Here is a 21,360-nt window from a genome sequence, read left to right on the forward strand (position 1 = left end):
CGGGGATTTGCGGATTCGGGAACCCGGGACCTGTCATTCGTCCCGGGTAAGCGTTACAAAGCCGTCATTCCCGCCACGGCGGGAATGCATGCGCCGGATGCATTACTGCTGCGCGACAGCGTGACGCATGCGAAAGGTGGTACGGCTCCAGACAAGGTGCAGCGCGTGAGGGGAAGCCCGCGTTCGTGCCGGTCGAGCGTCGATGCGTGACGGTTCCATCTTCCCGAACCCAAACCCGACTCCTTCAGACGAGATACGCGAATGAACAGCGCCACGCTCGAAGGTTCCAGATCCGCAAGCGCGGAAAACACCCGTTTCATCGTTCTTGTCAGTTGCGTGGCCACCATCGGTGGCTTCCTGTTCGGTTTCGACAGTGGCGTGATCAACGGCACTGTCGACGGCCTGCAGCAGGCGTTCCAGTCCACCAAGGCCGGTCTCGGTTTCGAGGTCGCCTCGATGCTGCTGGGCTGCGCGATCGGCGCCTTCTTCGCCGGCCGTCTCGCCGACCGCTGGGGACGCCGTTCGGTGCTGATCATCTCGGCCGTGCTGTTCCTGATTTCGGCGCTGGGTTCCGGCGCGGCCACGAGTTCGGTGATGTTCGTCATCGCGCGCGTGATCGGCGGTTTCGCCGTCGGCGCGGCCAGCGTGATGTCGCCGGCGTACATCGCCGAAGTGGCGTCCGCGCGCTATCGCGGGCGCCTGGCGACGGTGCAGCAGATCGCGATCATCGGCGGCCTGTTCTGCGCGTTCCTCAGCAACTTCCTGCTGGCCAAGACGGCCGGCGCATCCACGCAGCCGTTGTGGCTCGGCCACGAAGCGTGGCGCTGGATGTTCTGGATGATGGCGTTCCCGTCGGCGCTGTTCCTGGTGCTGCTGCTCACCATTCCGGAAAGCCCGCGCTACCTCGTGGTGAAGAAGCGCAAGGACGACGCGCTCGCGGTGCTCACCAAGCTCTATGGCGCCGGTGAAGCGCAGACCAAGCTCGCCGAGATCGATGCCTCGCTGTCGGTCGACCACCATCGCCCGCAGTTGTCGGACCTGATCAACAAGACCACCGGCAAGATCCGCCCGATCGTGTGGATCGGCATTGGCCTTGCGACCTTCCAGCAGCTGGTCGGCATCAACGTCGTGTTCTATTACGGCGCGGTGCTGTGGCAGGCCGTCGGTTTCTCCGAAAGCGATGCGCTGCTGATCAACGTGCTGTCCGGCGCGCTCAGCATCGGCGCATGCCTGGTGACGGTGCTGCTGATCGACAGGATCGGCCGCAAGCCGCTGCTGTGGATCGGCTCGGTCGGCATGGCGATCTCGCTGGCGTTGATGACCTTCGCCTTCGCCACCGCGTCGCTCGACGCCGCCGGCAAGCTGGTGCTGTCCGACGGCATGGGCACGCTGGCGCTGATCGCGGCGAACGTCTACGTGATCTTCTTCAACGCCTCGTGGGGCCCGGTGATGTGGGTCATGCTCGGCGAGATGTTCCCGAACCAGATCCGCGGCTCGGGTCTCGCAGTTGCCGGTGCCGCGCAGTGGACCAGCAACTTCGCCATCACCGTGACCTTCCCGATCCTGCTGGCCGGCATCGGCCTGGCCGGCGCCTACGGCATCTACACCGTGGCGGCGATCGTGTCGGTGTTCTTTGTCCTGAAGTACGTCTACGAGACCAAGGGCAAGGAACTGGAGCAGATGGAAGGCTGACCGATGGCGCGCCCGGACGGCTCCTTTCGGAGGAGCTCCAATCGGAGGGTTCGGGCGCGCTTTCTTCCGTCGCTGCTACGCGTTCGTCGTGGCGCTGGCCGGCGAGGGCGGCGCCACCGAATCACGCCGGCACAGCTGGTGCGCGACGACGTGATCGACCACCACGCGCGTGGACTTGTCCTTGCGACGAATGCCGCGCAGCAGGATGTCGATGGCCGAATCGGCCATCGAGGCGATGGGCTGGTGGATCGTGGTGAGTTCCGGCCACACGGTCGTCGCGGCGGACGTATCGTCGAAACCGACCACCGACAGATCGCGCGGCACGTCGAGACCGCGGCGATGCGCGACCGACACCACGGCCGCGGCCATGTCGTCGTTGCTGGCGAAGATCGCCGTCGGCGGCTTCTTGTGCGCGAGCATCTTCTCGGCGGCTTCCAAGCCCGAGCGGTACGTGAAGTAACCCTGCTGCACGAGCGCGCTGTCGATCTCGAGCCCGGCCTGCGCGAACGCCGCCTGGAAACCCTCGTAGCGCCGCGCGCTCGCCGTCTGATTGGGATGGCCCTTGATGTAGCCGATGCGCGTGTGGCCGAGCGAGATCAGGTGCGCGGTGATTTCCTCGCTCGCGCGGAAGTCATCGATGCGCACGCAGGAGATTTCCTGGCTGAAGCGGCCCGACGCGATCGCGACCACCGGCACGCCGGCCGACAGGAATTCCGACACCACCGCCTTCGATTCGCACAGCGGCGGCGGCAGGATCACGCCGGCGACGGACTTGCTCATCTCGCGCGCGGCCGCGCGCTGCGCGTCGGCGTTGTAGGTATCCCAGCTTTCGATCATCAGCTGGGCCGCGGTACGCGCCGCGCCGCGCAACGCGCCGACCAGCAGCTCGCGAAGGTACGCGGAGCTGGGGTTGGTGTAGATCATCGCCACGCGCGTGTGCTGCGCGGCAGCGAGCGAACTGGCGGCGAGGTTGGGCGTGTAGCCCAGTTCCTTCACCGCGCGCATCACGCGTTCGCGGGTGCTGTCGCGAACCTTGCCCTGGCCGTTGACCACGCGCGAGACGGTCATCGGCGAAACGCTCGCCAGCACCGCCACTTCATCGATGGTCACGGCGGCGCCCTTGCGTCGCAGCGACTTCTTCGGCTTCTCCAACGTTCGTTCCTTCTGTCGGCCTGCGGTCGCACCGTGCGGCGAACGCCTTGTCTTTCGTTCAACCAGGATTGCGCATGAGAGCTTTGCACATGGTACGGGCATCCCGCACGCCCGGCGACAGCGTACACGCCGCCCGGCAGCAGACAGGCTTCCTCGCCCTTGCCTTGCTCCTGCTCGCAGCCCTGCTACTCCCGCGCCCGGCGCTGGCCGAGGACGGCTACGACCTGTGGCTGCGCTATCGGCCGATGTCCGAATCCGAGGCCGCGCCGTACCGCGCCCGCATCGCGCAGCTGGTCGCGCCGGCCATCACGCCGAGCCAGCAGGCGACGCGTGACGAACTGGTGCGCGGCCTCGGCGGCCTGCTCGGCGCTGCGCCGCCGATCGCGGACGCGGCCAGCGTCGAAGGCGCGCTGATCGTCGGCACGCCCGCCTCGTCGAAGCAGATCGCACGCCTGGGCCTGGCGACGAAGGACCTCGGCCGCGAGGGCTACCGCATCAGCAGTGTCGAGATCGACGGCCGCAACGCGACGGTCATCGCCGCCAACACCGATGCCGGCGCGATGCACGGCGCTTTCCACTTCCTGCGCCTGCTGCAGACGCGCCAGCCGCTGGCGTCGCTCGACATCCGCGAAGCTCCGCGCACGCAGCTGCGCATGCTCAACCACTGGGACAACCTCACGCGCCACGTCGAACGCGGTTACGCCGGCGAATCGATCTGGGACTGGCACAAGCTCCCCGACTACCTCAGCCCGCGCTACACCGACTACGCGCGCGCCAACGCGTCCATCGGCATCAACGCCACGGTGCTCAACAACGTCAACGCGAGCGCGCAGCAGCTCACGCCGATGTACATCGAGAAGGCCGCGGCGCTGGCGAACGTGTTCCGTCCGTACGGCATCCGCGTGTTCCTGAGCGCGCGCTTCAGCGCGCCAGTGGAGATCGGCGGCCTGAAGACCGCCGACCCGCTCGATCCGCAGGTGCGCGCGTGGTGGAAGGCGAAGGCCGACGAGATCTACAAGGCGATTCCCGACTTCGGCGGCTTCCTGGTGAAGGCCAATTCCGAAGGCCAGCCCGGTCCGCAGGATTACGGCCGCACGCACGCCGACGGCGCGAACATGATGGCCGACGCGGTGAAGCCGCACGGCGGCATCGTGATCTGGCGCGCGTTCGTGTACTCGCACGAGACGCCCGACGATCGCGCCAAGCAGGCGTACAACGAATTCGTTCCGCTCGACGGCAAGTTCCGCGGCAACGTGATGGTGCAGGTGAAGAACGGCGCCATCGACTTCCAGCCGCGCGAGCCGTTCCATCCGCTGTTCGGCGCGATGCCGAAGACGCCGCTGATGATGGAGTTCCAGATCACCAAGGAATACCTCGGCTTCGCGACGCATCTTGCGTACCTCGGCCCGATGTTCGAGGAAACCCTGCGCGCCGACACTTACGCGCGCGGCAAGGGCTCGACGGTAGCGAAGGCCATCGACGGCGAACTGCATCGCGGCACGCTGTTCAAGAGCGGCCTCACCGGCATGGCGGGCGTCGCGAACATCGGCAGCGATCGCAACTGGAGCGGCTCGCATTTCGACCAGGCCAACTGGTACGTGTTCGGCCGCCTTGCATGGAATCCCGAGCTGTCCTCGCGCGATATCGCCGAGGAGTGGACGCGCATGACCTTCTCCAACGACGCCGACGTCGTCCAGCCCATCGTCGCGATGATGATGGGCTCGCGCGAAGCCGTCGTGGACTACATGACGCCGCTCGGCCTGCACCACCTGATGGGCCGCAGCCACCATTACGGCCCGGGGCCGTGGGTCGAAGGCGGCCCGCGCGCGGACTGGACCAGCGTGTACTACCACCGCGCGACGAAGGACGGCATCGGCTTCGATCGCACGACGCGCGGCTCCGATGCGGTCTCGCAATACGCGAAGCCGGTCGCCGCGCAGTTCGACGATCCGGCGAAAACGCCGGAAGAGTTCCTGCTGTGGTTCCACCATCTGCCGTGGGATTACACGACCAGGTCCGGCCGTACGCTGTGGGATGAACTCGTCGTGCATTACTCGCGCGGCGTCGATGCCGTCGCTGACATGCGCAGGACCTGGGACGGGCTGTCGGGAAAGATCGACCCGGAGCGCCACGCGCAGGTCGCCACGTTCCTGTCGATCCAGCAGAAGGAAGCGCAGTGGTGGCGCGACGCCAGCATCGCGTACTTCCAGACGTTCTCGCAGCGGCCGCTGCCCGAAGGCTACGCGCCGCCGGCGCATCCGCTGGACTACTACGAGTCGCTCGAATTTCCGTTCGCCCCGGGGAATGGCTGAACCATGCTGACCTGCACGCCACGCATTCGAAACCTGTCGCGCGCGCTGCTCGGCGCAGCCGCGCTGTCTGCTGCATTCATCGCGAACGCCGCTGACGGCACGCTGCTGCACACGATGTTCCAGGACCATGCCGTGCTACAGCGCGAACAGCCGATCCGCGTATTCGGCCGCGCGAGCGCAGGCGAGCAGGTGAAGCTCAGCTTCGCCGGCAAGCGCGCCACCGCGCGTGCCGATGGCGACGGCAACTGGAGCACGACGCTGCCGGCGATGAAGGCCGGTGGCCCCTACACGCTCGTCGCGACAGCGGGCAGCACGACGCAGAACGTCGCCGACGTGATGGTTGGCGACGTGTGGCTCTGTTCGGGCCAGTCGAACATGGAGCTGCAGGTGTGGCGTGCGCTTGATGCGCGCGCGGAGATCGCCGGCGCGAACAACGACCGCATCCGCCTGCTCACCGTGCCGCAGAACGGCGCGGTCACGCCGCAGGCGACCTTCGCCACGCCGGTGAAGTGGATGACCACGACGCCCGACACCATCCGCGATTTCTCCGCCGCCTGTTACTACTTCGCGCGCGAACTGCAGAAGACCGTCGACGTGCCGATGGGGCTGGTCAACGCGGCATGGGGCGGTTCGCGCATCCAGGCCTGGACCAGCGGCGACGCGTTGCGCGCGACGAAGTTCTACGACGCCGAACTCGATGTGCTCGCGCAGTACGCGACCGACGAGGCCGGCGGCCTCGCGAGTTGGGGCGACGTGTGGGCGCGCTGGTGGAATGCGCGCGCCGACGGCAAGCCCGGCGACGAACCGTGGCGCCGCGACTTCACGCCGGGCAAGGACTGGCGCACCGCACCGCGCGAGCTCGGCGCATGGGAGCGCTGGGGCGTGCCGGAACTGGCCGCGTTCGACGGCATGCTGTGGTATCGCACGACGGTCAAGCTCACCGCACAGCAGGCCGCGCAGGGCGCGACGCTCGCGCTCGCACCCGCCGATGAAGTCGACATGACGTGGGTCAACGGCGTCGCCGTCGGCAGCACGTATGGCGCCGGCAGCGGTCGCGAATACGCGCTGCCGAACGGCCTGCTGAAGGAAGGCGAGAACGTCGTCGTCGTCAACGTACTCGATACGTACCGCGAAGGCGGGCTGTCGGGCCCGGCGTCGGCGAATGCGTTGCGCTTCAAGGACGGCTCCAGCGTCGTCCTGTCGAATCCGTGGAAGTACCGCAAGGTCGACGGAAACGACACGCCGCCGCGCGCACCGTGGCAGACGGCCGCCGGGCTTTCCACGCTCTACAACGGCATGATCGCGCCGCTGGGCCGCTACAACGTGCGCGGCATGCTCTGGTATCAGGGCGAGTCGAACACGTTCGAAGGCACGCGCTATCGCGACCTGCTGCGCACGCTGCGCGAGGACTGGCGTTCGCGCTTCGGCGCGAAAACGCCGCTGCTGATCGTGCAGCTGGCGAACTACGGCATGCCCAAGGCGCAGCCGTCCGAAAGCGGCTGGGCCGAACTGCGCGAATCGCAGCGCCAGGTCGCCAACGATGATGCAAACAGCGGGCTCGCCGTCGCCATCGACATCGGCGACCACTACGACATCCATCCGTCGAACAAGCAGGAACTTGGCCGCCGCCTCGCGCGCGTCGCGCGCCACGTCGTGTATGGCGAAACGCTGCCTCCGTCCGGCCCCGTGCCGCGCTCGGCGCGTCGCGTTGCCGACGGCGTCGTCGTGACCTTCGCCGACAACACCGGCGAGCTCGTCGGCATCGGCGCGAACGGCCCCATCGGCTTCGAACTGTGCGGCGCGCAGAAGGACAGCTGCCGCTACGCCGATGCGAAGGCGTCCGGCAACACCGTCACCTTGCGCGCACCGAACGCGCACGAGGCCACGCGCGTCCGCTACTGCTGGGCCGACGGCCCGACCTGCACGCTCTTCGACGGCGCGAACCTGCCCGCCGGTCCCTTCGAACTCGCCCTCCCCACCGCCTCCACCGACGATCACGCACGATGAACACCGCAACTATCGAAAACCGCCACGGCTCCACGCGCGATCGCGAGATCGTCGACGCGAAGGTCATCGTGACCTGCCCGGGCCGCAACTTCGTCACGCTCAAGATCACCACGCGTTCGGGCCTTACCGGCCTAGGCGACGCGACGCTCAACGGCCGCGAGCTCGCGGTCGCTTCGTACCTCACCGACCACGTCGTGCCGAACCTCATCGGCCGCGACGCCGGCCGCATCGAGGACATGTGGCAGTTCCTGCATCGCGGTGCGTACTGGCGCCGCGGCCCCGTCACGATGACCGCCATCGCCGCGGTGGACGTCGCGCTGTGGGACATCCTCGGCAAGATGGCCGGCCTGCCGCTGTACCAGCTGCTCGGCGGTCGCTCGCGCGAAGGGGCGCTGGTGTACGGGCACGCAAACGGTCGCGACATCGAGGAAGCGACCGACGAAGTCGGCAAGTACATCGAGAAGGGCTTCCTCGCCGTGCGCGCGCAATGCGGCGTCCCGGGCGTGAAGAAGGCCTACGGCATCTCCGTCGGCGGCAAGCCGTACGAACCGGCCGAAAGCGAGCTGCCTGCCGAGACCGTCTGGAACACGCCGAAGTACCTCAACATCGTACCGAAGCTGTTCGAACGCCTGCGCGCCGACCACGGTCCCGACGTCGAACTGCTGCACGACGTGCACCATCGCCTGACGCCCATCGAAGCGGCGCGACTGGCGCGCGACCTCGAACCGTTCCGGCTGTTCTGGCTGGAAGACGCGACGCCCGCGGAAAACCAGAAGGGCTTCGAACTGATCCGCAAGCATTCGGTCACCGCGCTGGCGGTGGGCGAGGTGTTCAACTCGATCTGGGACTGCAAGCACCTCATCGAGAACCAGCTGATCGACTACATCCGCACCACCATCGTGCACGGCGGCGGCATCACGCACGTGCGTCGCATCGCCGATTTCGCCGCGCTGCACGCGGTGCGGACGGGCTTCCATGGCGCGACGGATCTTTCGCCGGTGTGCATGGGCGCCGCGCTGCACTTCGATACGTGGGTGCCGAACTTCGGCATCCAGGAATGGATGTTCCATTCGGATGAAACCAACGAGGTCTTCCCGCATGACTACGTGTTCCGCAACGGACGCCTGCACGTCGGCGACACGCCCGGCCACGGCGTCGACATCGACGAAAAGCTCGCCGCCAGATTCCCCTATGCGCCCAAGCAGCTGCCGATCGCGCGGCTGGAAGATGGCGCGATGTGGGATTGGTGATGGCATGAAGACGTGCCGCCGCATCCTCGAGAAGCTGTCATCCCCGCGCAGGCGGGGATCCAACGTTGCCCGCGTCACGGCCTTCGAAGGACGGAGTGTCGTCGGACAGTTGGGTTCCCGCCTCCGCGGGAACGACAGCTCGGGACGTGGCGGCGGCACGGCATGGATGGTGGCGCTGCTGCTGGCCCTCGCCGGGGCGAGCAGCGCCCACGCCGCCGAACCCGTCCTCTTCGACTGGTTCGAATACAAGGGCCATGACGCACCGTTCGATGCGCCGCTGAAGCCCGGGCAGTACCGCAACCCGATCCTCGCCGGCTTCTATCCCGACCCGAGCATCGTGCGCGCGAACGACCGCTATTACCTGGTCAATTCGACGTTCACGTACTTTCCCGGCATCCCGGTGTTCGAAAGCCGCGACCTCGTGCACTGGACGCAGGTCGGCAACGTGATCGACCGGCCGACGCAGCTCGACTTCGACGGACTGAACATGTCGCGCGGCGTGTTCGCGCCGACCATCGAGTACCACGACGGCACGTTCTACGTGCTCAACACGTCGGTGGACGCAGGCGGAAACTTCATCGCCACGGCGAAGACCCCCGCCGGCCCGTGGTCCGATCCGATCTGGCTCAAGACCATCGACGGCATCGATCCATCGCTGTTCTTCGACGGGGACAAGGTCTACCTCATCAACAACGACGCGCCCGAAGGCAAGCCGCTGTACGAAGGCCATCGCGCGATCTGGATGCAGCAGCTCGATGCGAAGACGCTGCAGCCGTTCGGCCCGCGCAAGGTGCTGATCAACGGCGGCATGGACCTGTCGCAGAAGCCGATCTGGATCGAGGGCCCGCACATCTACAAGCGCGATGGCTGGTACTACCTCGTATGTGCCGAAGGCGGTACGAGCCTGCAGCACTCGCAGGTGGTGGCGCGCAGTCGCGACATCTGGGGCCCGTATACGCCGTACGAGCACAATCCGATCCTGACGCAGCGCGACCTTCCCGAAGACCGTGTCGATGCGATCGGCAACGCCGGCCACGCCGACCTGGTGGAAGCCACCGACGGCACGTGGTGGGCGGTGTTCCTCGCCAGTCGCATGTACGACCGCGTGCACTACAACACCGGGCGCGAGACCTTCCTGCTGCCGGTGGAATGGAAGGACGGCTGGCCGACGATCCTCGCCCACGGCAAGCGCATTCCGCAGGTCGCCGATGGCCCGTCGTTCATGCAAAGGGGCGCGACGCAGGCGCCGCTGAGCGGCAACTTCACGTGGCGCGACGATTTCGACAAGCCGGCGCTGGACACGACCTGGCTGTTCGCGCGCGTGCCGAAGACGCAGTGGGCCGACCTGCGCACGCACGCGGGCAAGCTGGCGATCGCGCCGGGCGAAGGGCTCGACACGCTGCGCAATCCGACCTTCCTCGCGCGTCGGCAGCAGCATCTTTCGTTCGAGGCGAGCACGGCGATGACGGTGCCGACCGAGGCGAACATCGAAGCGGGCGTCGCCGCGTTCCAGAACGAGAACTACTGGTACTCCATTGGCGCGCAACGCGTCGGCAACGGCGTGACGCTGACGCTGCGCAAGCGGCAGAAGGACGCGACCGAAACGCTCGCGACCGCGACGCTGCCGGCCGGCACGAAGACCCTGAAGCTGAAGATCGAAGGCGATGCGGGCGACTACGCGTTCGGCTACGACGCGGGCCAGGGCTGGAAGTGGTTGAAGCAGGACGTGGACGGCACGGTGCTCAGCACCGATGTCGCGGGTGGCTTCATCGGAGTCACGGTGGGGCCGTATGCACATGACACGCAAGGCCACTGAGAGGTGATCGGAATGGACGTCACGAACGCGATTGACCCGCGGACCCGTTCGCGTAGCTCCCGCGAAAGCGGGAACCCAGCGACTTCCACTCCGCCACGCGTCCGACCCGGGCGCCGTGTACTGGCAGCAGCCCTGCTGCTCTCGGCATGCGCGCAGGCCTTCTGCGCGCAGGCGGCCGGGCAGGCGAAGGCCGACACTGACCGCCCCTGGCTCGATACCAGTCGCAGCTTCGAACAGCGCGCCGCCGACCTCGTCTCGCGCATGACGCTGGACGAGAAGGCCGCGCAGATGCAGAACGCCGCACCGGCGATCGACCGCCTCGGCGTGCCCGCGTACGACTGGTGGAACGAAGCGCTGCACGGCGTCGCGCGCGCGGGCGGGGCGACGGTGTTTCCGCAGGCCATCGGCATGGCGGCGACGTTCGACGTGCCGCTGATGGCGCAGATCAGCGACGCCATCAGCGACGAAGCGCGCGCCAAGCACCACGAGTTCGCGCGCCAGAACCAGCGCGGACGCTACCAGGGCCTCACGTTCTGGTCGCCGAACATCAACATCTTCCGCGACCCGCGCTGGGGCCGCGGGCAGGAAACCTACGGCGAGGATCCGTACCTGACCTCGCGCATGGGCGTGACGTTCGTGAAGGGCCTGCAGGGCGACGACCCGAAATACCGCAAGCTCGATGCCACGGCCAAGCATTTCGCCGTGCACAGCGGCCCCGAAGCCGATCGCCACACCTTCGACGCGAAGCCGACCGAGCGCGATCTTCGCGAGACCTACCTGCCCGCGTTCGAGGCGTTGGTGAAGGAAGGCGACGTCGATGCCGTGATGGGCGCGTACAACCGCGTCTACGGCGAATCGGCGAGCGCCAGCAAGTTCCTGCTGCAGGACATCCTGCGCGGCGAGTGGGGCTTCAAGGGTTACGTCGTCTCCGATTGCTGGGCGATCGTCGATATCTGGAAGAATCACAAGATCGTGGCGACGCCGGAAGAAGCCGCGGCGCTCGCCGTGAAAAACGGCACGCAGCTCGACTGCGGCGACACCTACCTGCCGTCTCTGCCGGTCGCGGTGCGCAAGGGCCTGATTCCGGAATCGGAAGTGGATGCCGCGCTCACGAAGCTCTACACCGCGCGCATGCGGCTGGGCATGTTCGATCCGCCGTCGCAGGTACGCTGGGCAGGCATTCCGTATTCGGTGAACCAGTCGCCCGAGCACGACGCGCTCTCGCGCAAGGTCGCGCAGGAATCGATCGTGCTGCTGAAGAACGACGGCGTGCTGCCGCTATCGCGCGACGTGAAGCGCATCGCCGTCGTCGGCCCGACCGCTGACGACACGATGGCGCTGCTCGGCAACTACTACGGCACGCCGAAGGCGCCGGTGACCATCCTGCAGGGCATCCGCGAAGCCGCGCCGAACGCGACGATCGTGCACGCACGCGGCGTCGATCTGGTGGAAGGCCGCGACGATCCCGCGGCCAATCCGCTGATCGAACCGCAGTACCTGCGCCCCGAAGCCGGTTCGACCGAACGCGGCCTGCGCGGCGAGTATTTCCGCAACCGCGAACTGAAGGGCAAGCCGACGCTGGTGCGCGTGGATCCGCAGATCGGCTTCCGCTGGGATCGCGGCTCGCCGACCGACAACCTGATGGCGCGCGGCGAAGCGCAGGGCGGCCAGGACGTGCCGGCCGACGATTTCAGCATCCGCTGGAGCGGCCAGCTGCTTCCGCCGGTGTCGGGCACCTATCAGCTCGAAGCGGCCGGCAACGATGGCGTGCGCCTGTACATCGACGACAAGCTCGTCATCGACCATTGGCAGAACACCGATCGCCTGCATGCCGAACATGCCGACGTGCAGCTCGACGCCGGGCGTGCGTACGCCATTCGCCTGGAGTACTACGAGCGCGAACGCGACGCCGGCGTGCGCCTGGCGTGGCGCATGCCGGGCGCGAAGCCGCCGTTCGAGGAAGCGGTGCAGGCCGCGCGCGATTCGGACGTCGTCATCTTCGTCGGCGGTTTGACCGGCGACGTGGAAGGCGAGGAGATGACGGTCAACTACCCGGGTTTTGCCGGCGGCGACCGCACCGACATCCAGTTGCCGGCCACGCAGCGCAAGCTGCTCGAAGCGCTGCACGCCACTGGCAAGCCGGTCGTGATGGTGCTGACCGCGGGCTCGGCGATCGCGGTGGACTGGGCGAAGCAAAACCTGCCGGCGATCGTGATGGCGTGGTATCCGGGCCAGCGCGGTGGCAACGCGGTCGCCGACGTGCTGTTCGGCGACGCGAATCCCGCCGGTCGCCTGCCCGTCACCTTCTACAAGGCCGACGAGAAGCTGCCGCCGTTCGACGACTACGCGATGCGCAATCGCACGTACCGCTACTTCACCGGCGAGCCGCTGTATCCGTTCGGCCATGGACTGTCGTACACGACGTTCGCGTACTCGGGTCTCAAGCTCGATCGCGCCAGCGCGACCTCGACGCAGCCGGTGACGGCGACGGTCCAGGTGAAGAACACCGGCAAGCGCGCGGGCGACGAGGTGGTGCAGCTCTACCTGCATCCGCTCGATCCCAAGCGCGAGCGGGCGTCGAAGGAACTGCGCGGCTTCCAGCGCGTGCACCTGCAGCCGGGCGAATCGCGCGAGGTGAGCTTCACGATCACGCCCGCGAACGACCTGCGCACCTGGGACGAAACGCGCGACGCGTACTCGGTCGATCCGGGGAAGTATGAAGTGCAGGTGGGTGCGTCGAGCTCGGACGTGCGGGTGAGGAAGACGTTGAGCGTGACGAACTAGACGACCTGATGATCTGACCGGATGAGCAGCTGGAGGATGCCTTGCGGTCATCCGCTGTTCTGCCGTCATCCCCGCGGAGGCGGGGATCCATCGACCCGACACGGTTCCGTTTTTCGGAAGGCGTGATGCGTCGGATGGATGGATCCCCGCCTTCGCGGGGATGACAGCTGAAGGGCGAAAGCAGGACAGCAGCAACGCACCAGCAAACGCGACAGAAGACACATAAGCAAACGCACAAGCACACGCACAAGCACACGCACAAGCACACGCAACGAACCGCCACTCCATGACCGAACAAGCTGCCAAGCGCCTCGACGCCGAAGCGCTGCACCACCTTCCCGAAAACATCCAGCGTCCGGCCTACGATCGCGCCGCTACGCGCATCGGCATCGTCCACCTCGGCGTCGGCGCCTTCCACCGGGCGCATCAGGCGGTCTACATCGACGATGCGCTCGCGCTCGACCCGGACTGGGCCATCAGCGGCGTGTCGCTCAACAGCCGGGACGTGCGCGACGCGCTGGCGCCGCAGGATGGGCTCTACACGCTGGCGTTGCTCGGCGAGACGCCGCAGCTGCGCGTGATCGGCGCGCTTCGCGAAGTGCTCGCTGCGCGCGACGAAGGTGCCCGCGTGCTCGAGCGTCTCGCGCACGCGGACGTCCGCCTCGTCACGTTGACGATCACCGAGAAGGGCTACTGCCTGTCGGCGGGGGAACTCGACTTCGCTCATCCGGACATCGCCCACGACGTGCTCTATCCGACCACGCCCGTCAGCGCGATCGGTTACCTCGTCGAAGGCCTGCGCCGCCGCAAGGAACAGCGCCTGCCGCCGTTCACCGTGCTCAGCTGCGACAACCTGCCCGACAACGGCGGCAAGCTGCGTCGTGCCGTCGTCGCGTTCGCGCAGCGGCTCGATCACGACCTCGCCTGCTGGATCGCGGAGAACGGCGCGTTCCCGCGCTCGATGGTCGACAGCATCACGCCGGCGACCGACGACGCGCTGCGTGCGCGCGTCGCAGACGAACTCGGCTTCGTCGACGCATGGCCAGTGCAGCGCGAGGCGTATACGCAGTGGGTGGTCGAGGACGCCTTCTGCAACGGGCGGCCGCCGCTGGAGCGCGTCGGCGTCGCGATGAGCAACGACATCGCCGGCTACGACCGCGCGAAGCTGCGCCTGCTCAACGCGCCGCATTCGACCCTGGCGTACCTCGGGTCGCTGATGGGCATCGAGACGGTCGCGCAGGCCATGGCGACGCCGGCACTCGCTCGCCTCGTCGAACGCCTGATGCGCGAGGCGATCGTGCCGAACGTCGCCGCGCCGCAGGGGTTCGATGCGCCGCGTTATGTCGAGGCGATCCTGGAGCGGTTCCGCAATCCGGCGATCCAGCATCGGTTGTCGCAGATCGCGTGGGACGGCTCGCAGAAGATCCCGGTACGGCTGCTGGGCACGATCGGCGATGCGCTCGCGGCGGGGCGTCCCATCGACGTGCTGTGCCTGCCGGTCGCGGGGTGGCTGCAGTTCGTGCGTGGCCAGGCACGCAACGACGTCGCGCTGGTGGATCCGATGAACGACGTGCTGTCGCAGATCGGCCGGCGCACGACGGGCGATGCGACGCGCGATGTCGATTCATTCCTTGCCCTCGATGCCGTGTTCGGCTCGCTGGCGGGCGACGGGCGCTTCGTCGCCGCATTGCGCAGCGCGTATGCGGCGCTGGGCGATGGTTCGCCTGAAGCGGTGAGCGCTGCGTTGGTCTAGTCGGCTAAGCGCTTGTGTAGCCCGGGTAAGCGCAGCGCACCCGGGGTAGCGTGCCGTACACCCCCGGGTGCGCTTCGCTTACCCGGGCTACAACGGCGTCGGATCACGCGCCTATCGAGCGAACCCCAGCCCCGTCGCATTCACGCGCACACGTGCGACGAACGCGTGCGAGGTGAGGAACAGCGTGCGTCCGTCCTCGCCGAAGGCGCAGTTCGACACGCGTGCGCCGGTTTCAATCATGCCCAGCCGCTTGCCCGTCGCGTCCATCACGAGCAGGCCGCCCGGCGCGCTCGCGAAGAGATGGCCGTCGCTCGACACGCACAGACCATCCGGCGCACCTTCGGCCTTGGCGGCGAGATCCGTCGCGTCGGCCAGCACTCGGCGATCAAGTACGTTGCCGCGTTCGTCGAGGCGATAGGCGATCCACACCGGCTGGTCGCGATCGGAGTTGCCGACGTAGAGCGTGCGCTGGTCGGGCGAGAGCGCCACGCCGTTGGGAAACTTCAGCGCGCCGTCGACGAGGTGCACCGAACCATCGGCATCGAGGCGATACACGCCGTTCACCGGCTGCTTCTTGAGCGGCGATTCGTCGATGCCCTTAAGACCGTACGGCGGATCGGTGAAGAACACCACGCCGTCCTTGCGGCGCGCGATGTCGTTGGGGCTGTTGAAGCGCTTGCCTTCGTACGTCGCCGCAAGCGTGGTCTTCTGCTTCGTCGCCGGATCCAAGCGCGCGATCAACCGCGAACCCGAATCGGCCAGCAGCACCGTGCCGGATGGCTCGGCCTCCAGCCCGTTCGCACCGGCTTCGCGCAGGCCTGCCGTATCGGCTCCCGCATAGCCGGATGGCTTGAGGAACACCGACGCGCCGTCGCGCGGCGACCAGCGATGCATGGTGTTTCCGGGCACGTCGTTGAAGAGCAGGTAACCGCCCTTGGCCACCCACGCCGGACCTTCCGACCATTCGAATCCTTCGGCGATCTTCTCGATGCGCGCGTCCTTCGGCACGAGCGCGTGGAAGGCCGGATCGAACGCGACCACGCGGCCGATGTGCTTTCCATCGGGCGCATCCGCGTCCTGCGGCGATGCACAGGCCGAGATGAACATGCCCGACATCAGGACTGCGGCGGCGACACGACTTCCCTTCGACATGGTGGATTCCCCGTGGAGTTCAGCGGCCCGGCGCACAGGCGTTGCCGCAGGGTACACGCAGGACGGCGTCCAGCGCAGGCTTGGACTGGCGGTCGCGATCGAACAGAAGCGGATAGTTGATGCGACCCGGCACCGGATAGTCGTTCTTCCACGACATTCCGTCGTGCACGCCCCACAGGCTTACGCGGTCGATCACGTCGCGCTTGCGATGGAACAGCGCGAACAGCTCGGCGTAGCGATCACTCAGCTGCTGCTGCACGTCGGGCGGAAGTCCATTGCGATACGGATCCAGGTAGCGCTTGAACTCCGGCAGCTGGAACTGCGGATGCGCCATCACCGTGCCGATGACCTGGCCTTCGCGCGTGAGCGGCAGCACGTCCACGTCGAGCTCGGTGATCATCACTTTCAGCCCGAGCGCGGCGTAGGCGTCGATCGCCGCTTCGATGTCGGCCAGCGACGGGTAGTTCAGGCCCCAGTGACCCTGCATGCCGATGCCGTCGATGCGCACGCCTTCGGCCTGCAGCTTCTTCACCATGCGCACGATGCCGTCGCGCTTTTCGGGCCGCCACGTGTTGAAGTCGTTGTAGTACAGCTGCGCGTCCGGCGCGTAGCGATGCGCGAACTGGAACGCGTGCTTCACCAGGTCGTCGCCGTCGCCGACGCTGCGCACCCACGTCGTATCGCGATAGCCGCCGTTCTCGTCGATCACTTCGTTCACGACATCCCACGCATCGACGCGTCCCTTGTAGCGCCCGGCCACCTTCTCGATGTAGGCGCGCATGCGCTCGATCTGCGCCTCGCGCGTATTCGGCTTGCCGTCCGCGTTCTTGAAGAACCAGTCCGGCGTCTGGTTGTGCCACACCAGCGTGTGGCCGATCACGTACATGCCGTGCTTGCGGCCGAAGTCGACGAACGCGTCGGCCGCGGCGAAGTCGTACGCGCCGGGCTTCGGATTCACGACTTCCGCCTTCATCACGTTCTCGGCGGTGATCGCGTTGAAGTGCCTGACGGTCAGCGCCTGCGAGGCGGCATCCCGGCCGGACACGATGTCGTCGTTCACCGCGACGCCAAGCTTGAAGTCGTCGGCGTACGCGGCCTTGAGCGTGGTCGCAGGCTGCTTCGCCATTGCGAGCGTGGCGGCGGCAAGCGCGGTCGCGGCGAAAAGCGCGCGCAGGGCGGGGCGTCGTGTCGTCATGGCTGTTCCTGTGCGCGGCTTTCGAGGGTGATGCTCGTGCCCTGCAGCGCATCGCTTTCCGCGCGCAGGGTGATGGTTCCGGTCGAACCCGGCACGGCGCGCACGATCGCGAGCGCCAGGCCGCTGAACAGTCGACGTTCGTGCGAGCCGAACGCCTCCATGTCGGTCGGGTCGCCGTTGTCGGTGGCGACGATCTCGCCGGGTCCTTCGATGCTGAAGCGGATGCGGTCGCCCGCGTTGGGCACCGCGATGCCGTTGCGATCGACCACGCGCACGGTGACGAAGGACAGGTCGCGCCCGTCGTTCGCGATGACGCGACGATCCGCCACCGCGTCGATTCGCACCGGCGAATCGGCCGTACGCGTCGACGCGCCCGCCCACGGTTTGCCGTCCTTGTACGCCTGCACGCGGAGCTCGCCGGGCTGGTAAACGATGTCGTCCCAGCGCAGCCGGTACTCGAACGGCGCCTTCTTCTTGCGGCCCTGCGACACGCCGTTGACGAACAGCTCCGCTTCGTCGCCCGAGGTGAACACGTGCACCGGCGTGACCTGGCCCTCGCGGCCCGGCCACGTCCAGTGCGGCAGCAGGTGCGCCATCGGCAGGTCGGGACGCCAGCGCGACTGGTACAGGTAGTAGCGGTCCTTCGGGAAACCGGCAAGATCGAGGATGCCCGAGTACGAACTGCGTGAGTCGTAGTACGGCGTCGGCTCGCCCAGGTAATCGAAGCCGGTCCACACGAACTCGCCCGCGACGAACGGGTGGCGGTCCAGGCTCGCGAACACCTTGTCGGCGCTGGAGCCGAAATCCACCGCGTGCAGCTCATATGCGCTGACCTGCCGGATCTTCGAATCGCCGCCACTGCCGTCGCGCACCGGCGCGCTCGACTTGCCCGTCACCGGGAACAGGTACACGCCGCGACTGCTGAGCGCCGATGCGGTTTCGGTGCTGACGATCGCCTTGCCGGGGAACGCCGCATGGAAGGCGTCGTACTGCGGCGGCGTGCGGATGCGCTCGGTGCCCTCGAATTCGGGTTCCTGGCGGATGCCTTCGCCCTGGTAATTGAGGCCGATGACGTCGAGCTCGCGCGGCAAGGGCATGTCCGGCTTGGCCCAGTTCATCGCGTTGATCGTCGGGCGCGTCGGGTCTTCCTCGCGCACGATCGCATGCAGCGTCCGCGCGATCGTCGCGCCTGCCTCGCCCGTGTACTGCTCGCCGACCTCGTTGCCCACGCCCCACAGGACGACGGACGGATGATTGCGGTCGCGCCGCAGCATCGCGCGGAGGTCGGGTTCATGCCAATCGGGGAAAACGAGGTGGAAGTCGAGTGGCGTCTTCTTGCGTTCCCAGGAATCGAAGATCTCGTCGACGACGAGGAAGCCCATGCGATCGGCAAGTTCGAGCAGCTCGGGCGCCGGTGGGTTGTGCGCCATGCGCACGGCGTTGGCGCCCATCTCGCGCAGGATTTCCAGTTGCCGCTGCGCGGCGCGCACGTTGAATGCCGCGCCGAGCGCGCCGAGGTCGTGGTGGTTGTTCACGCCGCGGATCGCGATGCGTTCGCCGTTGACGAAGAGGCCTTCGTTCGCGTCGAAGCGGATCGTGCGGATGCCGAACGGCGTCTCGACGCGGTCGATCGCGCGGCCGTCGCGCGACACGGTCGTGACGGCGACATAGCGGTTGGGTTGCTGTGTCGGCGGCGGGCCCCACAGACGCGGGTTCGCGAGTGTCGTGGAGGCGGCGAGCGTCGCGCTGGAGGTCTTCGGGATGCGTGCGCGACCGTGATCGATGCGCGCGACCGCGCTACCGCGGCGTTCGCCGTTCGCGTCGAGTTCGAAGATGTCGGTGCTTGCGGTCACTTCGGCGTTGCGCGGGGAATCGTTGTCGATCGACACCTCCAGCGCGATCGTCGCCGATTCCTTGGACACCTGCGGCGTCGTCACGCGCGCGCCCCAGTGCGCGACGTGCACCGGATCGGACTTCACCAGCCATACGTTGCGATACAGGCCGGCGCCGGGATACCAGCGCGCCGATTCGGGCGGATTGTCGAGGCGGATCGCGAGCTGGTTCGCGCGACCGGGCTTAACGTAGGGCGTGATATCCACGCGCCATCCGTTGTAGCCGTACGGCCAGCCGCCGACGAGCTGGCCGTTGAGCCACACCGTCGCGTACGACATCGCGCCATCGACGTCGAGGAAGATCGAGCGGCCGGCATCGCGCGCCGGGATGTCGAGCGTGCGGCGGTACCACGCGGGGCCCCACGTCTGCAGGCGGCCCATGCCGCCGTACGGCCCGTCCTTGAGGAACGGACCGGCGATGGCCCAGTCGTGCGGCAAGGTGACGCGCTGCCAGCCACTGTCGTCGAAAGCGGCTTGCACGAAGGACAGGTCGCCGCCGGGATTGCCGGCCGGGCGCACGTGATGCTTCGCCGGGTCGCGGATCAGCGGATTGGCGGTCGGCAGGATCCACGGCTTGAGTACGCGTGCGCCGTCCTTTGCCGTGACTTTGGCCGCTTCGTCGGGACGCGCATCGGCGTCCTTGCCGTCGGCGCTCTGTGCGACGTCGGGGCGGACGTCGTAATCCAGTCCCGTCGCGCCTGCGGGATCTCCCTTGTGGAAGCGCCAATCGGTGTCGAGGAGGATGCGTTCGCGGGGAGACGTGGGCGACGCCGCGTTCGCGAAGAGCGGTGCTGCAAGCGCGAGGCCAAGGCAGAACAGCGCAAGTACGACGCGCGAGCCCGCGACCCTCACAACCGATACGCCTTCTTCGGCAGCCGGTAGGCGAGGTCGATCGCGACGTCCACGGCTTCGTCCTCGTCCATGCGATGTTCCGCGACAAGCTTGCCGAGGAAGGCGCAGTCGACGCGGCGCGCCACGTCGTGCCGCGCCGGGATCGACAGGAACGCGCGCGTGTCGTCGTTGAAGCCGATGGTGTTGTAGAAGCCGCCGCTGGCGAGCGTCTGCTCGCGGAAACGCCACATGCCCTCGGGCGCATCGTGGAACCACCATGCCGGACCGAGGAACAGCGTGGGGTAGTGGCCCGCGAGCGGCGCGAGTTCGCGGCTGTACGTGCTCTCGTCCAGCGTGAAGAGAATGACGTTCAGGCGCGGATCGTTGCCGAAGCGGTCGAGCAGCGGCTTCAGCGCGTGCACGTACTCGGTGCGCAGCGGGATGTCGGCGCCCTTGTCCCGGCCGTAGCGATCGAACAGGCCGGCGTTGTGGTTGCGGAAACAGCCCGGATGGATCTGCATGACCAGTCCGTCGTCCAGGCTCATCGCCGCCATTTCGGTGAGGATCTGCGCGCGGAACAGCTCGGCCTGCGCCGGCGTCGCGCCGCCGCGCACGACCGTGTCGAACAGCTTGCGTGCTTCATCCGGCGGCAGGTTCGCGGTTGCGGCCGACGGATGGCCGTGGTCGGTCGACGTCGCGCCCATGCGCTTGAAGAACTCGCGACGCTGGCGATGCGCGCGCAGGTAGCCGTCCCAGGTGTAGACGTTCTCGCCGGTGATTTCGCCGAAACGCTGCAGCGCCGACGGGAACTGCTCGTGCTCGGGATCGACCACCGGATCCGGGCGATATGCGGTGATGACGCGGCCCTTCCAGCCACTGTCGACGATCGCCTGGTGATGCTCCAGCGACTCCAGCGGCGATTCAGTGGTGGCGATGACTTCGATGTTGAAGCGCTCGAACAACGCGCGCGGCGTGAACTGCGCCGTCTGCAAGGCGTCTGTGATGCGGTCGTAGTAGGTATCGGCCGTGCTTTCGTCGAGCCGCTGGCGCAGGCCGAACACCTCGTAGAAAACGTGGTTGAGCCACATCGACGACGGCGTGCCGCGGAACAGGTGGAAGTGGCGCGCGAACACGCGCCACGCCGCGCGTGGATCGACGGGCGCACGCGAGCCATCGGCCCGCGGGATGCCCAGTTCGTCCAGCGACACGCCCTGGCTGTAGAGCATGCGGAAGACGTAGTGATCCGGCACCAGCAACAGTTCGGTCGCGTTGGCGAACGGTGCGTTGGTCGCGAACCACGATGGATCGGTGTGGCCGTGCGGGCTCACGATCGGCAGCGTCGCCACTTCGCGATACAGGCGGCGCGCGATGTCGCGCGTAGTCGCGTCGCTTGGGAACAGGCGGTCTTCGTGGAGGTGGAGGGCGGTGCTCATGATGGACTCGTCTGTTGTGTTCTGAGGCTGCGTTGCGTTGGTTTCGTCATTCCCGCGCAGGCGGGAAGCCATAAGTGTCGACTGCGTTTAC

Annotated in this window: 13 protein-coding genes; 7 read left to right on the forward strand and 6 right to left on the reverse strand. The window is 67.3% G+C overall.

Annotation, left to right across the window (positions count from 1 at the left end; genetic code table 11):
- Positions 1-53 precede the first annotated feature (53 nt).
- Entirely contained in the window at positions 54-347 is a 294-nt protein-coding gene (locus tag GOY17_RS18710; RefSeq protein ID WP_198173965.1) for a hypothetical protein, read from the reverse strand.
- On the opposite strand from GOY17_RS18710, the gene GOY17_RS02725 reads away from it, so the two are divergent.
- On the forward strand, positions 262-1,692 hold the full coding sequence (locus tag GOY17_RS02725) for a sugar porter family MFS transporter (RefSeq protein ID WP_115841215.1): 1,431 nt from the start codon (positions 262-264) through the stop codon (positions 1,690-1,692). The genes GOY17_RS18710 and GOY17_RS02725 overlap by 86 nt on opposite strands.
- A gap of 75 nt (positions 1,693-1,767) precedes the next feature.
- Here GOY17_RS02725 and GOY17_RS02730 read toward each other — a convergent pair whose 3' ends face one another.
- Positions 1,768-2,844 (reverse strand): LacI family DNA-binding transcriptional regulator, encoded by a 1,077-nt coding sequence (locus GOY17_RS02730; RefSeq protein ID WP_232338512.1) that lies wholly within the window; start codon positions 2,842-2,844, stop codon positions 1,768-1,770.
- 89 nt (positions 2,845-2,933) lie between these two features.
- Between GOY17_RS02730 and GOY17_RS02735 the strand changes: the two genes are divergently transcribed.
- The 6 genes from GOY17_RS02735 to GOY17_RS02760 all read left to right on the forward strand — a co-directional run bounded on the left by GOY17_RS02735 (position 2,934) and on the right by GOY17_RS02760 (position 14,766).
- Entirely contained in the window at positions 2,934-5,156 is a 2,223-nt protein-coding gene (locus GOY17_RS02735; RefSeq protein WP_157031578.1) for an alpha-glucuronidase family glycosyl hydrolase, read from the forward strand.
- A 3-nt stretch (positions 5,157-5,159) separates the two neighbouring features.
- Positions 5,160-7,163, forward strand: a complete 2,004-nt coding sequence (locus GOY17_RS02740; RefSeq protein ID WP_157029234.1) for a sialate O-acetylesterase — start codon at positions 5,160-5,162, stop codon at positions 7,161-7,163.
- On the forward strand, positions 7,160-8,413 hold the full coding sequence (manD, locus tag GOY17_RS02745) for a D-mannonate dehydratase ManD (RefSeq protein WP_157029235.1): 1,254 nt from the start codon (positions 7,160-7,162) through the stop codon (positions 8,411-8,413). Before GOY17_RS02740 ends, manD begins: the two co-directional genes overlap by 4 nt.
- Before the next feature lie 166 nt (positions 8,414-8,579).
- A complete protein-coding gene (locus tag GOY17_RS02750; RefSeq protein WP_157031579.1) occupies positions 8,580-10,229 on the forward strand; it encodes a glycoside hydrolase family 43 protein in 1,650 nt (549 codons plus the stop codon).
- A gap of 135 nt (positions 10,230-10,364) precedes the next feature.
- The gene (locus tag GOY17_RS02755; RefSeq protein WP_232338641.1) at positions 10,365-13,013 is read left to right on the forward strand and encodes a glycoside hydrolase family 3 C-terminal domain-containing protein; all 2,649 of its coding nucleotides are present in this window, start codon (positions 10,365-10,367) and stop codon (positions 13,011-13,013) included.
- A gap of 286 nt (positions 13,014-13,299) precedes the next feature.
- Positions 13,300-14,766: a mannitol dehydrogenase family protein gene (locus GOY17_RS02760; RefSeq protein WP_157029237.1), complete on the forward strand. Its 1,467-nt coding sequence runs from the start codon at positions 13,300-13,302 to the stop codon at positions 14,764-14,766.
- Between the two features lie 111 nt (positions 14,767-14,877).
- Here GOY17_RS02760 and GOY17_RS02765 read toward each other — a convergent pair whose 3' ends face one another.
- From GOY17_RS02765 to uxaC, 4 genes are all read right to left on the reverse strand, one after another.
- Positions 14,878-15,918 (reverse strand): SMP-30/gluconolactonase/LRE family protein, encoded by a 1,041-nt coding sequence (locus tag GOY17_RS02765; protein ID WP_425482281.1) that lies wholly within the window; start codon positions 15,916-15,918, stop codon positions 14,878-14,880.
- Between the two features lie 19 nt (positions 15,919-15,937).
- Entirely contained in the window at positions 15,938-17,044 is a 1,107-nt protein-coding gene (locus tag GOY17_RS02770; protein ID WP_232338642.1) for an endo-1,4-beta-xylanase, read from the reverse strand.
- Positions 17,045-17,109: 65 nt separating this feature from the next.
- A complete protein-coding gene (gene galB / locus GOY17_RS02775) occupies positions 17,110-19,857 on the reverse strand; it encodes a beta-galactosidase GalB (protein WP_157029239.1) in 2,748 nt (915 codons plus the stop codon).
- Complete coding sequence (gene uxaC, locus GOY17_RS02780) at positions 19,854-21,269, reverse strand: glucuronate isomerase (protein ID WP_157029240.1); 1,416 nt, start codon at positions 21,267-21,269, stop codon at positions 19,854-19,856. The genes galB and uxaC overlap by 4 nt, the downstream gene beginning before the upstream one ends.
- Positions 21,270-21,360: the final 91 nt, after the last annotated feature.

Source organism: Lysobacter soli (assembly GCF_009755585.1).
GTDB classification, from domain to species: domain Bacteria; phylum Pseudomonadota; class Gammaproteobacteria; order Xanthomonadales; family Xanthomonadaceae; genus Lysobacter_J; species Lysobacter_J soli.